Origin of the sequence: Lactococcus sp. FSL W8-0209 (assembly GCF_038006585.1) — a bacterium.
GTDB lineage: Bacteria > Bacillota > Bacilli > Lactobacillales > Streptococcaceae > Lactococcus > Lactococcus lactis.
The window spans coordinates 556,543-576,326 of the sequence record NZ_JBBOVN010000001.1 but is presented as its reverse complement, the minus strand read 5'-3'; the positions used below and the strand labels follow the sequence as shown (position 1 = coordinate 576,326).

Here is a 19,784-nt window from a genome sequence, read left to right as displayed (position 1 = left end):
CTGATTATTCAGAGATTTTTTTGTATTCTTTGGTAAATCTTTGATGAAGTTCTTCTTTTTCTTCTTGACCAATAAAGGCGCCATCAATTGCGTAATGATTTATTTTTTCAAAATCAGAAAGAGAAAAATCTGGGTACCAAGCTGAGATTTTCTCATATTCTTTGCTTAAATTTGTAGCCGAAACCATTCGATTATCGGTATTTAATGTCACGTGTATTCCTTTGTCATAAAGTTCTTTAAAAGGATATTGCGCAAGCTCTGTCACCGCTTTTGTTTGAAAATTGCTAGTCGGAGCCATTTCTAAAACAATTTGTTTTTCAATCATCATTTTTTGTTCGGCTTCGGACAGATTTTTAGTCATAATTCCATGTCCAATGCGACTTGCCCCCATTGCAATTGAATCTAAAATATTTTTCTCACATGCTGGACATTCTCCAGCATGAAGCGTCACATTGACACCCTTAATTTTTATATCATGAATCAAATCTACAAATTTTTCCTGTGGATAATTTAATTCATCACCCGCCATATCAAATCCGACAAAATGTTCATCAGGAATCTTGTCAAAAAGTGGCAGCAGTTTTTGTAATTTTTGAATTGGTTCTTGTTTTAATCCACAAACGAGTGCATTTGCTCTTATATCAAAATCATTTTCTGCACGAGAAAGGCCGGCGATGACAGCCTCTACTGCTTCTTCAAGGGTTAGATTTTCTAAGAGATGTTGACTTGGAGCAAAACGGATTTCAATATATTTAATATTATCATTTGCTGCCTGTCTGACAACATCATAAGCAGCTAACTCTAAATTCTTATAAGTTTGCAAAAGTGGTAAGACGAAATCAAAACGTTGCAGGTATTCTAGCAAATTTTTTGTATTTTCTGGGGCTTGTGCCTTTTCTAAAATTTCCTCATCGGACATTGTCATATGAATTCCAGCATTTTTAGCGAGTTCTTTAATGACTGACAAGCTAAGCGAACCATCAAGATGGCAATGAAGTTCAACTTTTGGTATTTGAGCAATAATTTCTGATTTAAGCACGAGTTTCTCCCTTTTCTTTTTCATCCAATATTATTTTACATGATATAAAAGATTTCGAGCTAAATAGCTCGAAGTCCTTCAAAAATGTATTTTTACTATTCTACGCTTTTTTGTGAGAAAAAGCAATTATCATCTTTACGCATTTATTTTATCTTGTGGATAAGATTTTTTTGGCTCAATTAAGCCATTTTTTTGTAATTATCCCCAATTTATCTTAACTTATTCACAATTTTTGGGGAAAAAGTGAAGAAAATGTGGATAAACTTCTTAATTCTTAATAAAAAACAAGCGGAATTTTTAATTTCCGCTTGTTTTTAAGATTAATTTTCCTCGACATTTTCCACAGCGATACTTTTTTGTATCAATTTTTCTTTGTCGAGGATAAAGTTGGCCGCAATTTTGACAGCTATAATAATATTTTATCTTCTTATCAATCACTGAGGGAGCATATCGTAAGCCACCAACTTGTGACAGAAGCCTTTTAAAATCAGCATCTCGATGTTTATAACCTCTTTTAGACCGATACAGATGATAATGAGTTAATTCATGAAGTATCACTCCTTCAAAATCTTTAAGTTCAGCCATTTTAGGATTAAAATCAAGATGTAAATCTTTGGGAAAGAAACGACCACCAGTTGTCCGTAGGCGTTGATTCCATTTTGCTTCGTGGTCAAATGATTGCTTAAAATATGTGAGTGATATTTCTTTTACTTTTGCTGTCAATTCTTGATTAGTTAACACTTTTCCTCCTTTGACAGGCTCGCACAGACGACTGTCAGTAAATTTTACTGACAGCTTCGCTTAATGAAACTAGAATCAAAAAAATTTACTGACAGATTATTTTTCTCGTGGGTTCACTAAGGTTAAATTAATTTTCCCTCTTTGTAAATCGAGAGATTTAACCCAAACCGTTACGATTTGTCCTACAGCGACAACATCACTTGGATTTTTGACAAAAGATTTGCTCAAATCAGAAACGTGTGCCAAGCCATCATTTTTAATTCCGATATCAATAAAGGCACCGAAATCAACAACATTACGAACTACACCTTCAAGTTGTTGACCAATTTGTAAATCTCCAGCTGACAAAACATCTTGTCTTAAAATTGGGGCATCAAAACTATCACGCAAATCACGGCCTGGTTTTTGTAAATCATTGATAATATCAGTCAATGTTTCCTGACCAAGACCAAGTTTTTCAGCCATTTCAGGAATATTTACTGACGAAAGTTTGGTCAGCAATTCTTCGTTACTGACAGGTTTATCAGCGGAAATTTCCGCCAAAAGTTGTTCCGTCACTTTATAAGATTCTGGGTGAACACCGGTGTTGTCAAGGAAATTTTTACCTTCTGGAATTCTTAAGAAACCTGCCGCTTGTTCAAATGCTTTAGCTCCCAAACGTGGGACTTTTTTTAGTTCCGCTCTTGTTTTGAGTGCACCATTTTCTTCACGATATTTTACTACATTCTGTGCCAAACTTTTATTAAGGCCAGCTACGTGTGAAAGCAAACTAGGACTGGCTGTATTGACATTAACACCAACTTGGTTAACTACTGTTTCCACGACAAAATCAAGATTTTCTGTTAATTTTTTCTCAGAAACATCATGTTGATATTGACCAACACCAATGGCTTTTGGTTCGATTTTTACAAGTTCAGCCAATGGATCTTGCAAACGGCGTGCAATCGAAATTGCTGAACGTTTTTCAACAGTCAATTCTGGAAATTCTTCACGTGCCAACTCGCTCGCTGAATAAACAGAGGCTCCAGATTCACTGACAATCACATAATAAACATCAGAAAAATTATTTTCCTTGAGTACTTCTGCAACAAAACTTTCAGATTCGCGACTGGCAGTTCCATTCCCAATCGCAATCATATTCACACCATATTCTCGAATGAATTTTGCTAAATCTTTTTTCGCTTGAGCAATTTGACCTGCATTTGCTGGCTTCACAGGATAAATGACCGTTGTCATCAATAATTTACCTGTCTCATCAACAATAGCAAGCTTTGCTCCAGTACGGTAAGCAGGGTCAAATCCCATGACTACACGCCCTTTAAGCGGAGCCACCAACAAAAGATTTTTCAAATTTTCGCCAAAAACTTCGATGGCAGAAGCTTCAGCTTTTTCTGTCAGATCAGTCCGAATACTACGTTCCATAGCCGGAATCAATTTTTTCTTGACAGCATCTTTAATCGCCACTTGCATCATTGGATTATTTTGAGCAGCAAAACGGGCGGCAAAATAACGTAAAATTTTGTCTTCGTTATTTTCAAATTTTACTGACAGAATCCCCAATTTTTCACCACGGTTTAAAGCCAATACACGATAATTTGGTAATTCTGAAACTTTTTCTGAGAATTCATAATACATTTGAAAAACTTGCTTTTCATCAACGGCATCTTTTTTCAAACTACTTGTCAGTAAACTATTGTTTTTGATTTCACCAGTCAGCCATGAACGCAACCGCGCATCTTCAGAAATCGCTTCTGACAAGATATCCACGGCACCTTCCAAAGCTTTTTGAGGACTTGTAAAATTCTCATTGACAAATTTTTCAGCTTCTTCTTCAAGATTTGCTGAATTTTTTACAATCAATTGAGCTAAGGGAAATAAACCATTTTCCTTTGCAATCGTTGCTTTTGTGCGCCGTTTTTCTTTGTAAGGCAAATATAAATCTTCAACTTCTGTCAGTTTTTCAGCAGCCAAAATTTGTGTTTTAAGCGAATCAGTCAACTTACCAAGCTCTTCAATTTTTGACAAAACAGCCGTTTTACGTTCTGATAATTTTGTCAGTAAATTATCTTCATCAATAATTTTTTTGATTTCAACTTCGTCAAGTGAACCTGTTGCTTCTTTACGATAACGAGCAATAAACGGAACTGTGTTCCCCTCTGCCGTCAATTCTAATACTTTTTCAACTTGTGAATTTTTAATATTCAACAATTCAGCAATTTTTTTAACATTTTCCACTTAGAAATAATCCTTAACTAGTTTTTGTCATCAATTTTAAAGGACAGTGTCCTACCTCTATTTTACCAAAAAAGTCACAAAAAAATCGCTCCCAAACAGGAGCGATTTCAAAATGCAAATAAGAAATTACATCATTTTGTTGTAGAATTCAACGATCAATGCTTCATTGATTTCTGGGTTGATTTCATCACGTTCAGGAAGACGAACAAGAGTTCCTTCAAGTTTATCAGCATCAAATGATACGAAGTTAGCGCGACCTTTAGTAGCTTCAACAGCTTCAAGGATTGCAGGAACTTTCATAGATTTTTCGCGAACTGAGATCACTTGACCAGGTTGTACGCGGAATGATGGGATATCAACGCGTTTTCCGTCAACAAGGATATGTCCGTGGTTTACGAATTGACGTGCTTGACGACGAGTAGTCGCAAGACCAAGACGGAAAACTACGTTATCAAGACGTTGTTCAAGCAAAGTCATGAAGTTGAAACCAACAGTTCCTTCTTTAACTTTAGTTGCAGCAATGTACAAGTTACGGAATTGACGTTCAGAAAGACCGTATGAAAAACGAAGTTTTTGTTTTTCAGCCAATTGAAGACCGTATTCAGAAAGTTTTGAACGGTTGTTTGGACCGTGTTGTCCAGGTACGTAGTTACGACGAGCGATTTCTTTACCAGAACCAGAAAGTGAGATACCGTAACGGCGTGATTGTTTCCATGATGGACCAGTGTAACGTGACATAATTTATGTCCTCCAAATATTTTATTTGAAGAATATTGACAGCCTCGAATTCGTTCATTTTACCTTCGCTTATAGCTTCAGTTACTTGACACAAGGAGTATAATAGCTTACGCTCCCTGACATAACAGCAAAATGTTGACGAGCTTTCTAGCTGACTGCTATATTCAACTTTTCTATTATACCAAAAATCCTTATTTTGTCAATATTTTTCACATTAGAACAAGTGATTTAAATAAAAAAACTCATCTGTAAGAGATGAGTTAGAAAATCAAGAGATTAGGATTCAATTTTAATTAATCTAAAATTCCTAAACAAAAATTATTTTTCTTCTTTTTTAGCTTCTGGTTTTGGTGCAGTTCTTACGCCTACTGCGTTGAAATGTTTTTTACCGTTACGTTTACCAAATTTATGTGATTTATATGCCATGATGGCTCCTTTCATTTAATGCTCGCTTTTAATAATTTTCTAAACTCACATTATCACTTGAATTTTATCATATCTTGATAACACTTTCAAGAATTATGGAAGATTATTTAATTTTGACATCAAAAAAACTCATCCACGAAAGATGAGTTAGGGTTAGTCGGTAATCGGGAAGACAGGATTCGAACCTGCGACACCTTGGTCCCAAACCAAGTACTCTACCAAGCTGAGCTACTTCCCGTAGCTAATATTAAATTTTTGAAACTTCTTTGTTCAGTATCTCCACTTTTAAAAGTACTTGTAAAGTAAATTTGCTTCGCAAATTCCTATCCACAGCCTCAAAGCATGCTTTGAGCTCTACCAAACTGAGCTACTTCCCGGACATGAAGTGCTTGACGCTTTAGCGTTTAGCAATTCAGTTCTTCGCGCTTATCACGAAGTTCCAAATATTATTTTAGAATTTTTAAATTCTTACCGATACTTCTCTCATTTTATCTAAAATATCAGTATCAAACAAAAAAATGACTTTCGCCATATTCTGTTTATGCAAGCGGTAGGATTCGAACCTACAACCGCCTGATTCGTAGTCAGGTACTCTATCCAGTTGAGCCACGCCTGCGTTTCTCTCAAACGACTATATTAGTATATCAAGTTTCCCATAAGTTGTCAAGAATAAACTCATTGGATATGAATTTTTTAGAATAAACCTTCGTTAAAAACGAATAAAAAGAGCAGAATCACTTCTCCTCTTCTTATTTTATTACCTACCAAAATAAACTTGTTGAGCCTTAGCTCCCCCATCTTGTACTGTTAGCAAAGTGCTGACCGTTACAAAGGTATAACCTTGTGCTTTCAAATTTTGAATAATCTGCGGCACCGCATCTACTGACCATTGATGAATATCATGCATCAAAATGATTGCTCCATCATGAGCGTAAGTCGAAACATTTTGAACAACTGGAGCACTTGTACGATAACGCCAGTCATTAGTGTCAACAGTCCAATTAACTGCACTTAAATTTGTTTGACTTAAAACAGATTTATTATAACTTCCATAAGGTGGACGGAAGAGTGTTACGTTTTTACCTGTAATTTTATTAATTAACTGATTTGCACTCTCAATTTCTTGCTTTTGTTGGTCTGGTGAGAGTGTTACCAAGTCTTTATGGTCCCATGTATGCGAAGCGACTTCATTTCCTCTATCAGCTTCTTCTTTAATAATTTGGGGGCAGGCTTGGGCTTGTTTTCCTAAAGCAAAAAAGGTTGCTGGAACTTGTGCATCTGATAAAATTTTTAATAATTGAGGGGTCGTATTAGGGTTTGGTCCATCATCAAAGGTCAAGGCAATCAATTTTTTATTTGCATATTGATTTTGAACGTTCGCAATACGCTCCGCTTCTTTTTGACGTTCAATAAGTATTTGTTTGTCAGCATTTACTTGTTTTGCCAATGCTTCTTTGTCTGATTTCTCATATGGAGCCTTTAATAATTCTAAAGCCTCTTCTGAGCTTTTTATTCCTTCTTCACTTATATTTTCATGGGCTTTTGCAACAATCTGGTTCACTTTGTCAATCTCTGACAAATAGTTTGTCAATTGGCTCATTGATTTATCTAAAGAAGTTTTATCTTTAACATGAAGCTTATCAATTAACTTATGAGCCTGTTCAATATCGTTTGCTTTTCTTGAATCATAGGCCTTGTCTTTTGCATTTCTCGCCTCATCTACTTGTTTTTCATAAGCAATTTTTTGCTTTTGAACTCCTTGATCATAATAATAGGTTCCTACTCCCGCTACCACTATTAATAACGCACCTATAAGCAAGGTAAGCTTCCAAAAAGCTTTTTTTGCTCCTTTTGATTTTAATCTTCTTTGTTTCATTATTCTTCCCTAAATAACTTTTATCATTTCAAAAAAGTTCAATTGTAACAATTTAACTACTGAATGATTTAAAAAAACTCTATCCTCCTATCTTAACATATCCATTCTTAAGATTAAAGCCATTAATTTATTGTTTTTTCATCTTCTGATAACCTATTAACTTTAAATTGTAAAAATTGGCTAATTGTATCAACAGCAAAATTGAGAACATGCTCGTCTGGATTCATTTTTTGTGAATGAAGGGGAGCATCACTATCAATTCCTAACCAGAACATGACTCCAGGAATTTTGCTCAAAAGGTAACCAAAATCTTCACCAGTCATGGCTGGAGCGATGTCAATAAGATTAGCCTTAGTTTCTTTTTTGAAAAATTCCATCAGTTCTTTAGCAAGTTCAGGTTGATTTTCAACTGGAAGATAGCCGCCTTGTTTAAGTTTAAGCTCAATTTCCATGTTAAAAGATTGCGCGATTCCATTTGCAAGTTCTCTTAAACGTTTTTGGGTCAATTCATTGACTTCTTGGGTCAGACTCCGGATAGTTCCATGTAAAAAAGCACGTTCAGCGATAATATTATTCGTTGTCCCAGATTCCATTTTTCCAAATGTAACCACTGCTGAAGCTAATGGATCCACATTACGGCTTACAATCGTCTGAACCTGAGTGATAAAATAAGCGGCTGCTACCAAAGCGTCATTTGCTGTGTGAGGAAAAGCAGCATGTCCTCCTGTTCCAATAAAGGATAATTCAACTTCACAAGTTCCTGCAAAAAGCGTATGCTGATTCGTAGCGATATCACCTACTTTTAAATCTGGTCGGACATGTAATCCATAAAATTCATCAGGAAGCCAATTTTCAAATGCTCCAGCATCATACATTAATTTTCCACCCGCTTCATTTTCTTCAGCAGGTTGAAAGAGAAAGAGGAGATTATCTCTTGGTTGGCTTTCACTCATTTTTTCCAATAAACCAAGAGCAACGGTCATGTGAATATCGTGTCCACAAGCGTGCATTCGCCCATTTTTACTAGCATAAGGTAAATCGGTTGATTCCTCAATAGGCAGACCGTCAATATCTGTCCGCCAACCAATTGTCTTTTGACCCTGACTTCCTGCTAGATAAACTAGAATACCGGTTTGCCATGTTCTCACTTGAATAAATGGTTTATTTTGAGTCAGTTCTTGAATAATGGCTAGTAAATACTTTTGAGTTTCGTATTCTTCAAGACCAATTTCAGGAATTTGGTGAAGCTGCCGTCTGATTTCGATTAAATTTATCATATTTTTTCCTCGTTACTAAGCTAAATTTCAATCTTTTTTATTTATTTTACTCTTTTTTGGCTGTATATTGCTCTTTTTAGCAAAAAAACTTTTGCTAAGATTAACAAAAGTTCAGAAATAAGCTATTTCTTTAATTTTACAAATTTCTAAGGGCATCTTCTAAAGCCGTTTTTTGTTGTGTTTTTTCATCTATTTCTTTGATAATTCGAGCTGGAACACCAGCAACAACAACGTTTTCTGGAACATCTTGGGTAACAATTGCCCCTGCTGCAACAACAGAACCTGAACCGACTTGTACTCCTTCGATTACAACCGCATTGGCTCCCACAAGGACATTATCCCCAACACGAACAGGTTCAGCACTTGCAGGCTCAATAACACCAGCCAAAACAGCTCCAGCACCAATATGAGAGTTCTTACCAACCGTCGCACGGCCACCCAAAATTGCCCCCATATCAATCATTGTGCCTTCACCAATTTCAGCTCCGATATTGATGATAGCCCCCATCATAATGACCGCACTATCGCCAATAGTTACTTGGTCACGAATAATTGCTCCTGGCTCAATTCGAGCATTGATTTCTCTGGTATCAAGGAGAGGAACAGCTGAATTTCGACCTTCAAGTTCTAGCGTGTAATCTTTATTCTCAGTCAAGCCAGAAAGCAATGGACGTACTGCTTGCCAATCTCCAATGATAATTTTTAAGCTGTAATGTGTGTGAAAATCTCCCAGAACTTGGATTCCTTTATTGGCTAGTGCCTTAAAATTTGGACGCCCATTTTCAGCAAGAAAACCAGCTGCTTTAAAACTAGGCATTCCTGACAAGGTTACCTTGACACGTGTTTTTTTCTCAGAGTTCCCGATAAATTGAATTATTTCTTGTGCTGATAGTTTTTGTGCTTCCATTTTTACTCCATTCTAGGGCCATTCAGTTATTGATGACACTTTATAGGCCTTTTTATGATTCTGTCAGTAAAAATTTACTGACAGAATCATTTTACCTACAATATTATTGTTCTATATTATAGCAAATTATCAAATATTTGGAAAATTTTCAATTCTGCTTAAAGAAAAAACAGCCGAAACTGTTTTTTTACTGACAGAACTGTCAGCATTTATTTTATAAACTCAGAAAGACTTTCTTTCTTTTTATCAAATTTGATAAAAGTTCCGTCAGCACTTCTCTTCATAAGTGTTGGAACGGTTTCTACTTCGTGAGCTTTACGAATCGCTTGTAATTCTGGATTGAGGTCTGTATTTTCTGTGTCAACGTAATAAATCATTTTGTCAGCATAGTCAGGAAGAGCCTTAACAAATCTTCTGGTCCAAGGACAAGTGACACGTCCAAAAAGTACAAATTGGCCTTCTGTCAGCTCTGACAGACGTTCTGGCGCAAGTGGAATTAGTCCTTTTAAATTTTCAAAAAATTCAGTGCGCATTTCTCCAGTGTAAGGTCTTTCGACCCATTCACCAATAACAATAAAGGTATTGTCCTCAGGAGCAATAAAAGAAAACATGAATCTTCCATCAACAGCTGGCGTAATTGGACTTACAGGAAGTCCAAGTTCAATGATTTTATCATGAATTTCATCAATTGTTTCTACTGAAATTGCTAAAGTTTCAGGATTTGGGTCATAGGTTTCATTAAGTGCTACTTCATCTTCCAAACCTAATTCTTTCCAAAAAATTTCTGCATTTTCCAAGCTATTTACGTTTAAAGTAATCATTTTTTCTCCTCTTGAGCATTTATTTAGGAAACTTTTGACCATAAAATAAGTAAAATTGTCATTATGATAATAGATACAACGAGCAAGCTATCTCGCATTTTCCATTTGAGTTGACGGTATTTTGTACGTCCATCTCCCCCTTGATAGCCTCTGCTTTCCATTGCGACTGCTAAGTCATCCGCACGGCGGAAAGAACTGACAAATAATGGAATTAAAATTGGAATGACTGATTTAATTTTTTTCAGTAAATTTCCTTCACCAAAATCCATTCCTCTGGCTTTTTGAGCATTCATAATCATTGTTGTGTCATCCATTAATGTTGGAATAAAGCGTAAAGAAATAGATAACATCAAACCTAATTCGTGAACAGGGACTTTGATTTTTTTCAAAGGTCCTAAGCCTTTTTCGATTCCATCAGCCAAGGTCAATGGTGGCGTGGTCAGCGTCAAAATTGTTGACATAAAAATAATCAAGACAAAACGAAAGAAAATATAAACAGCATTAATCAAAGATTCTGTTGAAATTTTGATAAACCATAGACTAAAAATGACATGCTGACCATTAGTAAAAAGCATTTGGAAAATAACTGTGAACAGAATTAAACCAATCATTGGCCGTAGGCCTTTTAAAAAATAGGAAACTGAAATTTTGGATAATAAAACACCCGCTAAAGTGTAAAGCACTAAAAGAAGATAACCTAACCAATCGTGAGCCAAAAAGATAATGACAACAAAAGCAATCATCACCAAAAGTTTTGAACGCGGGTCCATGCGGTGAATGATACTATCACCTGGAATATAACGTCCCATCAGCATATTTTGCATCAGTTTTCACCTCCTGATTTTACTGACAGACTTGTCAGTAAATTAACAAGTTCAGCTCGTGTGATTGGCAATTTTTCAAAAGTATAGGCTCCTGTTTTTTGAAGTTGGTCAGCAAAATGAGTCGCTTTTGGCACTCCCAATTCATGTGCTTTCAAAAAATCAACTTCTTGAAAAACATCTGACGGAGTACCACAGCTGATAATATGTCCTTTTTCAAGAAGATAAACATAGTCAGCATAATCGGCCACGTCATCCATTAAATGAGTGACTAAAACAACGGTTTGACCCGTCTGATGAATACTCTCAAAAAGTTTCATCATCTCAATTCTAGCTTTTGGGTCAAGGCCCGCTGTTGGTTCATCAAGTACCAAAACTTCTGGTTCCATCGCGAGAATCCCAGCAATGGCCACACGACGCATTTGTCCTCCTGAAAGTTCAAAAGGAGATTTTTCCCAAAATTCTTTTGAAAGACCGACCATTTCCAGTTTCTCAGCAGCAATTTTCTCAGCTTCTTCTTTTGAAATTCCAAAGTTTTGTGGTCCAAAAGCGACATCTTTTAAAACCGTTTCTTCAAAAAGTTGGCTTTCAGGAAATTGAAAGACTACACCTACTTTTTTGCGGACAGGTTTAATCTCTTTTTGTTTACTTGTTGAAGTGACAACAATATCACCTACTCTAACCGTCCCTTGTGTAGGCTGCAACAATCCATTCAGATGTTGCAAAAGTGTCGATTTACCAGAACCAGTATGCCCAATCAAAGCCGTGTAACTTCCTTTTTTGACTTCTAAATCAATGTCAAAAAGGGCACGACTGGCAAAGGGACTGTTGGGCTGATAAGTATAATTTACTTTTTCAAATTTAATCATTTTTCTTTTTTCTCAAATCCAATAATATCCATTTTAATGACAGAAATTCTAGCATACTAGAATTTTATTAAGTCACCGATTCAAGGACTCTCATTAATCGCCTTGAACTGACGGAAACTTCATTTATCCGCCAATTTCACACTCACGTTAATCGCGTGTAACTGACAGAAATTCTGTCAGTAAATTTAGCGCAACTTATCAGCCAAAAGCTCTACCAATTCGTCTTCTGACAGATACTTTTCTGGTAAATCAAAGCCATTTTTTCGCAGGTCTTTCATTAAATTTGAAGAGAAGGGAACATCTAGTCCAATTTCAACCATATCCTCACTCGTTGCAAAGAGTTCAGACGGTGCCGCTTCCTTAATTATTTCTCCTGCTTTCATCACTAAAATTCGGTCAGAGCTTGCTGCTTCATCAAGGTCATGAGTAATAGATAAAACGGTCAGTTGATATTTCTCTTTAATTTCATGAATCACGCGCATAATCTCTTGACGCCCGGTCGGATCAAGCATTGAGGTTGATTCATCAAGAATAATGATTTCAGGTCGCAAAGCAATAATTCCGGCCACAGCTACCCTTTGCTTTTGTCCACCAGAAAGTCTCGCGGGTTCGCGGGTTTTGAAATCAAGCATATTGACAGCAAGCAAAGCTTCGTCAACTCGTTTAATCATCTCTTCCCGTGGAATTCCTTGATTTTCCATACCAAAAGCGACATCATCTTCAACCGTTGCCCCAACAAATTGGTTATCCGGATTTTGAAAAACCATCCCAATCTTTCGACGAAGATTCCAGACATTTTCAGCAGTCAAAAGTTCTCCATCAATTTTGACTTTTCCTTCAAATTCTTCAAAAAGACCATCAATCAGTCGAGCAGTCGTCGATTTACCAGAACCATTTTGGCCAATAATCGAAACCCATTCCCCTTTTGTAATCGAAAAGGAAACACCATTAAGCTGATTTACATCGCTTTCTTTTTCATATTTAAAAACTAAATTTTCTACTTCGAGAATTTTATTCATAGCCCTTATTATACCAAATTTTAGACACTTTTAAGCATTTAGTTTTATATTTCTACTAAAAATGACATTCTTTATCGCCAAAACAAAACATTCAAAAGTCATTGCTAAACGAGAAGGGATTTTGTTATAATATTAAAGTAATCGGAGAAGTGTCCGAGTGGCCGAAGGAGCACGCCTGGAAAGTGTGTATACGTCACAAGCGTATCGGGGGTTCGAATCCCCTCTTCTCCTTTATAAATTCACATTCTTAAAAATAAAAAAACATTAATTATAAAAATTAATGTTTTTTTATTTTTATCTATTCTGGAAAACTAGCAAGAGCTACATCTTTTCCTAATTCTTCTTCAATTCGCAAGAATTGATTATATTTTTCAACCCGTTCACTTCGAGCCATTGAACCTGTTTTTATTTGGCCAGCATGCATGGCTACCGCAAAATCGGCAATGTAGCTATCAACTGTTTCACCTGAACGATGAGAAATCATTGTCTTATAGCCTGCTTTTCTCGCTAAACTAATGGCTTCAATCGCTTCAGTTACTGTTCCGATTTGATTAAGTTTAATCAAAATAGCATTTGCTACACCTTTTTTAATTCCTTCTTTGAAAATTTCAGGATTTGTCACAAAAATATCATCACCTACTAATTGAATTTTTTGACCTTGAGCTTTCGTTTGAGCTGCAAAGCCATCCCAGTCATGTTCAGAAAATCCATCTTCAATGGAAATAAGTGCTGGATATTTTTCAACTAAATTTTCATAGTAAGTCAATAGTTCTTTAGAAGTCAATTTTTGCCCTTCAAAACGATAAACTTTTTCTTTATCATCATAAAATTCACTTGAAGCTGGGTCAATGGCAATCGCAATTTCTTCACCAGGAACATATCCTGCACTTTCAATTGCTTGATAAAGTGTAGCAATTGCATTTTCAGTAGAACCAAGTTTAGGGGCAAAGCCACCTTCATCGCCTACGGCTGTTTCTAGCCCTTTGTCAGCTAAAATTTTCTTCAGAGTATGGTAGATATTTGCAATTTTTTCTAAACCATCGCGAAAGCTGTCCCGTTTGACTGGTGTAATCAAAAATTCTTGAACGTCAATTCCTGAATCGGCATGTACTCCACCATTAATGACATTGAAAAATGGTTGTGGAAGTTCCAAATCAACTCCACCAAGATAGCGATAGAGTGGAATTTTTTCACTATTCGCTGCCGCACGAGAAATGGCCATTGAAACCCCTAAAATTGCATTAGCCCCTAAACGAGATTTATTTTTTGTCCCGTCAAGTTCAATCATCAGATGATCTAATTTTGCTTGATTAAATGGTGATTGTCCTTTCAAGGCTTCATAAATTTCGCCATTGACATTTGCGACGGCTTTAGAAACGCCTTTTCCTTGAAGGCGGTCTCCACCATCTCTTAATTCAACTGCTTCGCGGTCTCCGGTTGATGCTCCTGAGGGTACTGCTGCGCGTCCTAATGTTCCATCTGTTAATCTAACATCTACCTCAACGGTTGGATTTCCTCTAGAATCAAAAATTTCTCTTGCGTGGATGTTTTCGATTGTGACTGTCATAATAAATCTCCTTTTCTTTGCCTTTATTGCCTTGTAAGTCAAAGAAAAAATGGCAGACTACAAGGCAAAAAAAGGCTTTGCTTTGTAGGCGCCATTAGATTCAAGCTATTTCTTGAAACGGTTTCGGGTGTGCACCATACCCATCTACTATTAATTTACCACTTTATTTTTATGAGGTCAAATTTTTGAAACTTATATTTTAAAAAATACATTTATCATTAAGCAAAATTGTGTTATAATCACTATAATTCGCTCCTGTCAGTAAAGACAGAGCATCAGTAAGGAATGACATGAAAACACTACTTGTTCTATGTGAAGTTAAATATTGGCATGATTTTAGAGAGGGCTTGGCAAAAGTTGGCGTTTCTTTTCTTGGTTTTGATAAGAAAAAACCTAATCGATTTGAGATTGACCAACTTGTTGCCAAAGCTGATTTCGTCGTTATGAGAAACCGAAATGTGGCTCATCATTCAGTTCAATTTGCTAAAGAAGCTTGTAAAGCAACCGATACACCCTTTTGGATTAGTAGTAATTTCGGTTTAGAAACCATTATCAAGCAGCTTTCTCAAACTTTTCCAGATGAATCTTTTGAAAGCACCGACCAAAATAAGAAAAGCAAAAGAAAAATTGAAAATAGAGTTCTACAAAAGCAAAATTCTTTAGCCGAAAGTGCCCAAAGCAAAGAAAGTCAAAATTATTTAAAAGGAAAAAAGAAACATCTCCCTCTAAAATCGGCGCTAAAAGATTTCAAAATTACTGACGACGAACCAGATTTTACAAAATTATTTAAAAAATAAGCGCTGACGCATTTGTCAGTGCTTATTTTTAGTGACAGAATTTCTGTCAGAAGATAGCCGTTGGCACTTTAGCGCTTACGGATATACTCAAATGTCCATCAGTAACTTTTAAATTAATTTTTCTTTATGAATTTGTTCAAAAGTTTTTTCACCATCATTGAGTTTTTCCCAAATGACAACTTGTCCTTGTTTTCGAGATTTTGGTACATCGATAATCCGCTGATTTGATGACCCACGGAATTGGAGCATTAAGTTTTTCTTTGATAATTCAAAACGACCGTCAACTAAAATATCTAACAAATCAAGCATTTCTAATTTGTCATCTGTTTCAAGTAGCATCTCTTCCCATGTATAACCTGTCCATGACCAAATATCTTTATCCGGTAACTCACGACGAATCCGTTTGAGCAAAGGAATCAAAAATGTCGTATTCAAGAAAGGTTCCCCACCAAGAAGCGTCAGACCTTGGACATAAGGCTGAGCAAGGTCAGCCATAATTTTATCTTCAAGCTCTTTGGTATAGGGCGTTCCATAACGAAATGACCAAGTGGCTTGATTATAGCAGCCCTCGCAATGAAACATACAGCCGCTCACATAGAGTGAGCAGCGCACCCCTTCGCCATCAACGAAATTGAAGGGTTTATAATCTGCAATATAATTTTGTGAGAGTTCATCAGCTCTCCATTCTCCTGGTTTTGGATTGTTCATACTTATTTCTCCGCAAAATATTTTGATTTCGCTTCGTCAACTTCGACTGAATCAATCAAATTTCCATCGTTCAAAGCTCCGACAGAACCATTCATATGTTTTACACGTGATGAAATTTCTTTGTGACGACCATGAACCATTGGACGTGCTTGCGGATTTCCAAGATATCCACAAGTTCTTTTGACAACGTCACAGGTTTTAGGATCATCATTGCCACATTGTGGACATTTAAATCCACGTTCCGTTGCCGCAAAATCTCCTTCAAAGCCACAAGCATAGCAGTGGTCAATTGGTGCATTTGTTCCAAGATATCCAATACGATCGTAGGCAAAGTCCCAGACTGCTTCAAGAGCTTTCGGATTTTGTTGAAGAACAGGATATTCACAGTAATGAATGAATCCACCATTGGCATAAACAGGATAGTCTTTTTCAAACTCTAATTTTTCAAATGGAGTTGGATTTTTACGCACATCATAGTGGAAAGAATTAGTATAGTAATCTTTGTCAGTAATATCTGCAACTGAACCGAATTTTTCTTTATCCATTCGGCAGAAACGGTCAGTTAAACTTTCTGACGGTGTTGAGTAAACAGAATAATGATAACCAGAGGCTTTAGACCAATCTTCACAATCTTCATGCATTCGTTTCACAATTTCAATTGTAAAAGCTTTAGCTTCAGGATTATTTTCCCAAGTTGGGCCATAAAAAGTAGTCGCCACTTCATAAAGTCCAATGTAACCTAAACTTACAGTTGCACGTTCTTTATTGTACAATTCATCAACTGAACCTTCGGCATCAAGGCGTCCCAATGCACCATTCATAAAGAGAATAGGTGCATTTTTAGGTTGTGCTTCTTTAGCACGTTCAACACGAAAAGCAAGGGCATCATGAGCAATTTCAATTCTTTCATTGAAGATTTCCCAGAATTTTTCTTTATTTCCAGCGGCTTCAAGAGCAATACGTGGAAGGTTAACTGTAACAACTCCAAGATTATTACGTCCAGCAGTCACGTCATTCCCATTTTCATCTTTCCAGCCTTGCAAGAATGAACGACAACCCATTGAAGCTTTAAATGAACCTGTTAATTCAACAATTTTATCATAGCTCAAAATATCAGGGTACATCCGTTTTGTTGAACATTCAAGTGCAAGTTCTTTGATGTCATAGTTTGGTGTCCCTACTTCGAGGTTAAGTCCACGTTTGAGTGTGAAAATTAATTTAGGGAAAATGGCAGTACGGTGTTCTGAACCTAAACCACCAATCCGGACATTCAAAATTGCTTTTTGAATTTCACGCGCATACCAATCGTCTCCAAGACCAAAACCAACTGTTACAAAAGGCGTTTGACCATTTGAAGTAAACAAAGTATTAATTTCATATTCTAAAGATTGCATTGCATCATAGATATCTTTGGCTGTTTTTTCACGAGCATAAGCTTCTTGTTTTTCAGCACCATCAATCCATTTTTGTGCATCTTTTAAATGTTTTTTATAATTTAATTTCGCGTAAGGCGCCAATACTTCATCGGCACGGTCAAATGAACAACCACCATATTGTGAACTAGCCACATTAGCGATGATTTGACTGGCTTGCGCAGTTGCTGTTTGAATTGATTTTGGCGAATCTACTTGCGCATTTCCAAGTTTAAAACCATTTTCAAACATATTTTTAAAGTCAATCAAACAACAGTTAGCCATTGTAGTAAATGGACTATAATCAAGGTCATGATAATGAATATCACCCTTTTGGTGAGCGTTTGCCACATGTGGCGGAAGAAGTTTCAAACCAATTGCTTTGGAAACCGCACCAGCTGTCAAATCACGTTGAGTATTGAAAACGTTAGAATCTTTATTGGCATTTTCATTAACGACAGTTTGGTCGCGATTAATTAATTTTTCAATCGTGAAATTGATATCCGTTGCTTTGGTACGGGCCAAATCACGGTTAGCACGATAAGAGATATATTCTTCAGCCAATTGAGTTTCACCAGACTCAAGGAGTTCTTGCTCAACAATCGATTGAATTTCATAAATTTTGACATTTTCAGAAAAACGAGTAAAGATTTCACTGACTACTCTGTCAGTAAGTTCTGAAAGAACCGACATATCTGTCAGTTCGACTTTTTTAGCCGCTTTAGTCAAAGCATCAAAAATTTTCTCACTGTTAAATTTCACTGAGCGTCCGTCGCGCTTTATCACATTAATTTCTTCTAGTGTTACATCTTGATATTTTACTTCACTTTTCATATTAACCATCCTCTTCAATTACATCATCTATTTTATCAAATTCTCGGAAATGACACAATATATAGGCTAAATTATGTAAACACACACAATATCTTGTGTTGCTTGTTTTCATTCCCTTTTCTCAATTTCGCAAAGCAAAATATAATCTCTTTGTATTTAAAATGTAATCATTGCGTCTTAAATCAGATTTTTTATCTAAATTCTCACATTTTCTAGCCAATATAAAACATTAAATAAAAAACGTTTACAAACCGCCACATAATTGTCATCTTTTTCTTCCATTAACCGTGGTAAAATAGGGTAGTACTTATTTTATTCTGTATTTTCAGGAAAGGAATTATTTATGCCAGTTTCTCGTATTAAAGTTAAAAATAGACATTTAAAAAAGAAAGCCAAAAAACCACTGGCTTTTTATAAACCAGCGACCAAATTTGCTGGCGCTGTTCTCATTGCAGGAACTTTGACGACCACTCACGAGCTTTTGCTCCAACAAACAAGCCCAATGGTTCAGGCTGCAACCAATTCGACAGAAGCTTTTATTGAAAGTATTGCTGCATCAGCAAAACCAGTTGCCGATAGTAATGGTCTTTATCCTTCAGTTATGATTGCTCAAGCTATTTTGGAAAGTAACTGGGGTTCAAGCCAACTTTCTCGTGCCCCCTATTATAATTTATTCGGTATTCAAGGAACTTATCAAGGAAAAAGCGTTGTTTTTAAAACTCAAGAATATCTCAATGGTAAATGGGTCACAAAAGATATGCCATTTAGGGTTTATCCTTCCTTTAATCAAAGTTTCCAAGATAATGCTTATGTTTTAAAAACTACAAACTTTGGAAATGGTCCTTATTATGCTAAAGCTTGGCGAGCAAACGCGGCAACTTATCAAGCTGCAACCGCAGCTTTAACAGGAAAATATGCAACTGACCCTAATTATGGTGCTTCACTGAATCGAATTATTTCTCAATATAATTTGACTCGTTTTGACGGTGCTTCTTCTGCTGGTACTTCTAATTCCGGTGGTTCAACAGCTACAAATACCAATAATAATTCAAATACAAGCTCAACCACTTATACAGTTAAATCTGGCGATACACTTTGGGGAATTTCGCAAAAATATGGAATTAGTGTTGCTCAAATTCAAAGCGCAAACAATCTTAAAAGTACAGTCATCTATATTGGGCAAAAGCTTGTATTGACAACTTCAAGTTCTTCGTCTAATACAAATAGTTCAACTTCTTCAGGAAATTCTGCCGGAACTACAACGCCTACTACTTCGGTCACTCCTGCCAAACCAGCTTCACAGACGACGATTAAGGTTAAATCTGGTGATACGCTTTGGGGACTCTCTGTCAAATATAAAACGACGATTGCTCAACTCAAGAGTTGGAATCATTTGAATTCTGATACAATTTTCATTGGACAAAACTTGATTGTTTCACAATCTGCCGGTTCTTCAAGTTCTTCAACAGGTTCAAGCTCAGCCTCTACGAGTTCAACTTCTAACTCTTCTGCAGCTTCAAATACCTCTATCCATAAGGTTGTTAAAGGAGATACGCTTTGGGGACTTTCACAAAAATCTGGTAGCCCAATTGCTTCAATTAAGGCTTGGAATCATTTATCAAGTGATACCATTTTAATTGGTCAATATCTTCGTATTAAATAAATTGTAATTTATAAAATATAAAAAGAATGAAAGT

At 36.2% G+C, this 19,784-nt stretch carries 16 protein-coding genes, 3 tRNA genes and 1 riboswitch; of the genes, 3 read left to right on the top strand and 16 right to left on the bottom strand.

Annotated features, from left to right (window positions below; all coding sequences use genetic code 11):
* Positions 1-4: 4 nt before the first annotated feature.
* The 13 genes from add to MKX45_RS02890 all read right to left on the bottom strand — a co-directional run bounded on the left by add (position 5) and on the right by MKX45_RS02890 (position 12,769).
* Complete coding sequence (add, locus tag MKX45_RS02950; protein ID WP_074453816.1) at positions 5-1,063, bottom strand: adenosine deaminase; 1,059 nt, start codon at positions 1,061-1,063, stop codon at positions 5-7.
* Between the two features lie 273 nt (positions 1,064-1,336).
* The gene (locus tag MKX45_RS02945) at positions 1,337-1,780 is read right to left on the bottom strand and encodes a SprT family protein (RefSeq protein WP_010905264.1); all 444 of its coding nucleotides are present in this window, start codon (positions 1,778-1,780) and stop codon (positions 1,337-1,339) included.
* 96 nt (positions 1,781-1,876) lie between these two features.
* On the bottom strand, positions 1,877-4,015 hold the full coding sequence (locus tag MKX45_RS02940) for a Tex family protein (RefSeq protein WP_058210920.1): 2,139 nt from the start codon (positions 4,013-4,015) through the stop codon (positions 1,877-1,879).
* Positions 4,016-4,141: 126 nt separating this feature from the next.
* The gene (rpsD, locus tag MKX45_RS02935) at positions 4,142-4,753 is read right to left on the bottom strand and encodes a 30S ribosomal protein S4 (protein ID WP_004255752.1); all 612 of its coding nucleotides are present in this window, start codon (positions 4,751-4,753) and stop codon (positions 4,142-4,144) included.
* A gap of 590 nt (positions 4,754-5,343) precedes the next feature.
* A tRNA-Pro gene (locus tag MKX45_RS02930) sits at positions 5,344-5,417 on the bottom strand.
* A gap of 304 nt (positions 5,418-5,721) precedes the next feature.
* Positions 5,722-5,795: transfer RNA gene (locus MKX45_RS02925), tRNA-Arg, on the bottom strand.
* A 141-nt stretch (positions 5,796-5,936) separates the two neighbouring features.
* Entirely contained in the window at positions 5,937-7,055 is a 1,119-nt protein-coding gene (locus tag MKX45_RS02920; protein ID WP_021723048.1) for a polysaccharide deacetylase family protein, read from the bottom strand.
* Between the two features lie 122 nt (positions 7,056-7,177).
* Positions 7,178-8,332, bottom strand: a complete 1,155-nt coding sequence (locus MKX45_RS02915; protein ID WP_340816781.1) for an N-acetyldiaminopimelate deacetylase — start codon at positions 8,330-8,332, stop codon at positions 7,178-7,180.
* 136 nt (positions 8,333-8,468) lie between these two features.
* A complete protein-coding gene (gene dapD, locus MKX45_RS02910; RefSeq protein WP_340816780.1) occupies positions 8,469-9,239 on the bottom strand; it encodes a 2,3,4,5-tetrahydropyridine-2,6-dicarboxylate N-acetyltransferase in 771 nt (256 codons plus the stop codon).
* Positions 9,240-9,448: 209 nt separating this feature from the next.
* Positions 9,449-10,060: a thiol-disulfide isomerase gene (locus MKX45_RS02905; protein ID WP_340816779.1), complete on the bottom strand. Its 612-nt coding sequence runs from the start codon at positions 10,058-10,060 to the stop codon at positions 9,449-9,451.
* Positions 10,061-10,083: 23 nt separating this feature from the next.
* Positions 10,084-10,884, bottom strand: a complete 801-nt coding sequence (locus MKX45_RS02900) for an energy-coupling factor transporter transmembrane component T family protein (protein WP_004255779.1) — start codon at positions 10,882-10,884, stop codon at positions 10,084-10,086.
* Complete coding sequence (locus MKX45_RS02895) at positions 10,884-11,750, bottom strand: energy-coupling factor ABC transporter ATP-binding protein (RefSeq protein WP_015425751.1); 867 nt, start codon at positions 11,748-11,750, stop codon at positions 10,884-10,886. Before MKX45_RS02895 ends, MKX45_RS02900 begins: the two co-directional genes overlap by 1 nt.
* A 185-nt stretch (positions 11,751-11,935) precedes the next feature.
* The gene (locus MKX45_RS02890; RefSeq protein ID WP_004255784.1) at positions 11,936-12,769 is read right to left on the bottom strand and encodes an energy-coupling factor ABC transporter ATP-binding protein; all 834 of its coding nucleotides are present in this window, start codon (positions 12,767-12,769) and stop codon (positions 11,936-11,938) included.
* A gap of 143 nt (positions 12,770-12,912) precedes the next feature.
* On the opposite strand from MKX45_RS02890, the gene MKX45_RS02885 reads away from it, so the two are divergent.
* Positions 12,913-13,000 (top strand) — tRNA-Ser (locus MKX45_RS02885).
* A gap of 67 nt (positions 13,001-13,067) precedes the next feature.
* Here the strand turns inward: MKX45_RS02885 and eno are convergent.
* Positions 13,068-14,336 (bottom strand): phosphopyruvate hydratase, encoded by a 1,269-nt coding sequence (gene eno, locus MKX45_RS02880; protein ID WP_023189985.1) that lies wholly within the window; start codon positions 14,334-14,336, stop codon positions 13,068-13,070.
* 78 nt (positions 14,337-14,414) lie between these two features.
* Positions 14,415-14,487: riboswitch (Fluoride riboswitch) on the bottom strand.
* A 139-nt stretch (positions 14,488-14,626) separates the two neighbouring features.
* Here eno and MKX45_RS02875 point away from each other — a divergent pair.
* The gene (locus MKX45_RS02875; protein ID WP_081199176.1) at positions 14,627-15,133 is read left to right on the top strand and encodes a DUF2325 domain-containing protein; all 507 of its coding nucleotides are present in this window, start codon (positions 14,627-14,629) and stop codon (positions 15,131-15,133) included.
* A 108-nt stretch (positions 15,134-15,241) separates the two neighbouring features.
* Here the strand turns inward: MKX45_RS02875 and nrdG are convergent, their stop codons facing one another.
* Together nrdG and nrdD are read right to left on the bottom strand one after the other, a co-directional pair.
* Complete coding sequence (gene nrdG, locus MKX45_RS02870) at positions 15,242-15,847, bottom strand: anaerobic ribonucleoside-triphosphate reductase activating protein (protein ID WP_025016575.1); 606 nt, start codon at positions 15,845-15,847, stop codon at positions 15,242-15,244.
* A complete protein-coding gene (gene nrdD / locus MKX45_RS02865; RefSeq protein WP_010905257.1) occupies positions 15,844-18,087 on the bottom strand; it encodes an anaerobic ribonucleoside-triphosphate reductase in 2,244 nt (747 codons plus the stop codon). Before nrdD ends, nrdG begins: the two co-directional genes overlap by 4 nt.
* A gap of 343 nt (positions 18,088-18,430) precedes the next feature.
* Here nrdD and MKX45_RS02860 point away from each other — a divergent pair, with 343 nt between their 5' ends.
* A complete protein-coding gene (locus MKX45_RS02860) occupies positions 18,431-19,750 on the top strand; it encodes a LysM peptidoglycan-binding domain-containing protein (RefSeq protein ID WP_010905256.1) in 1,320 nt (439 codons plus the stop codon).
* Positions 19,751-19,784 lie beyond the last annotated feature (34 nt).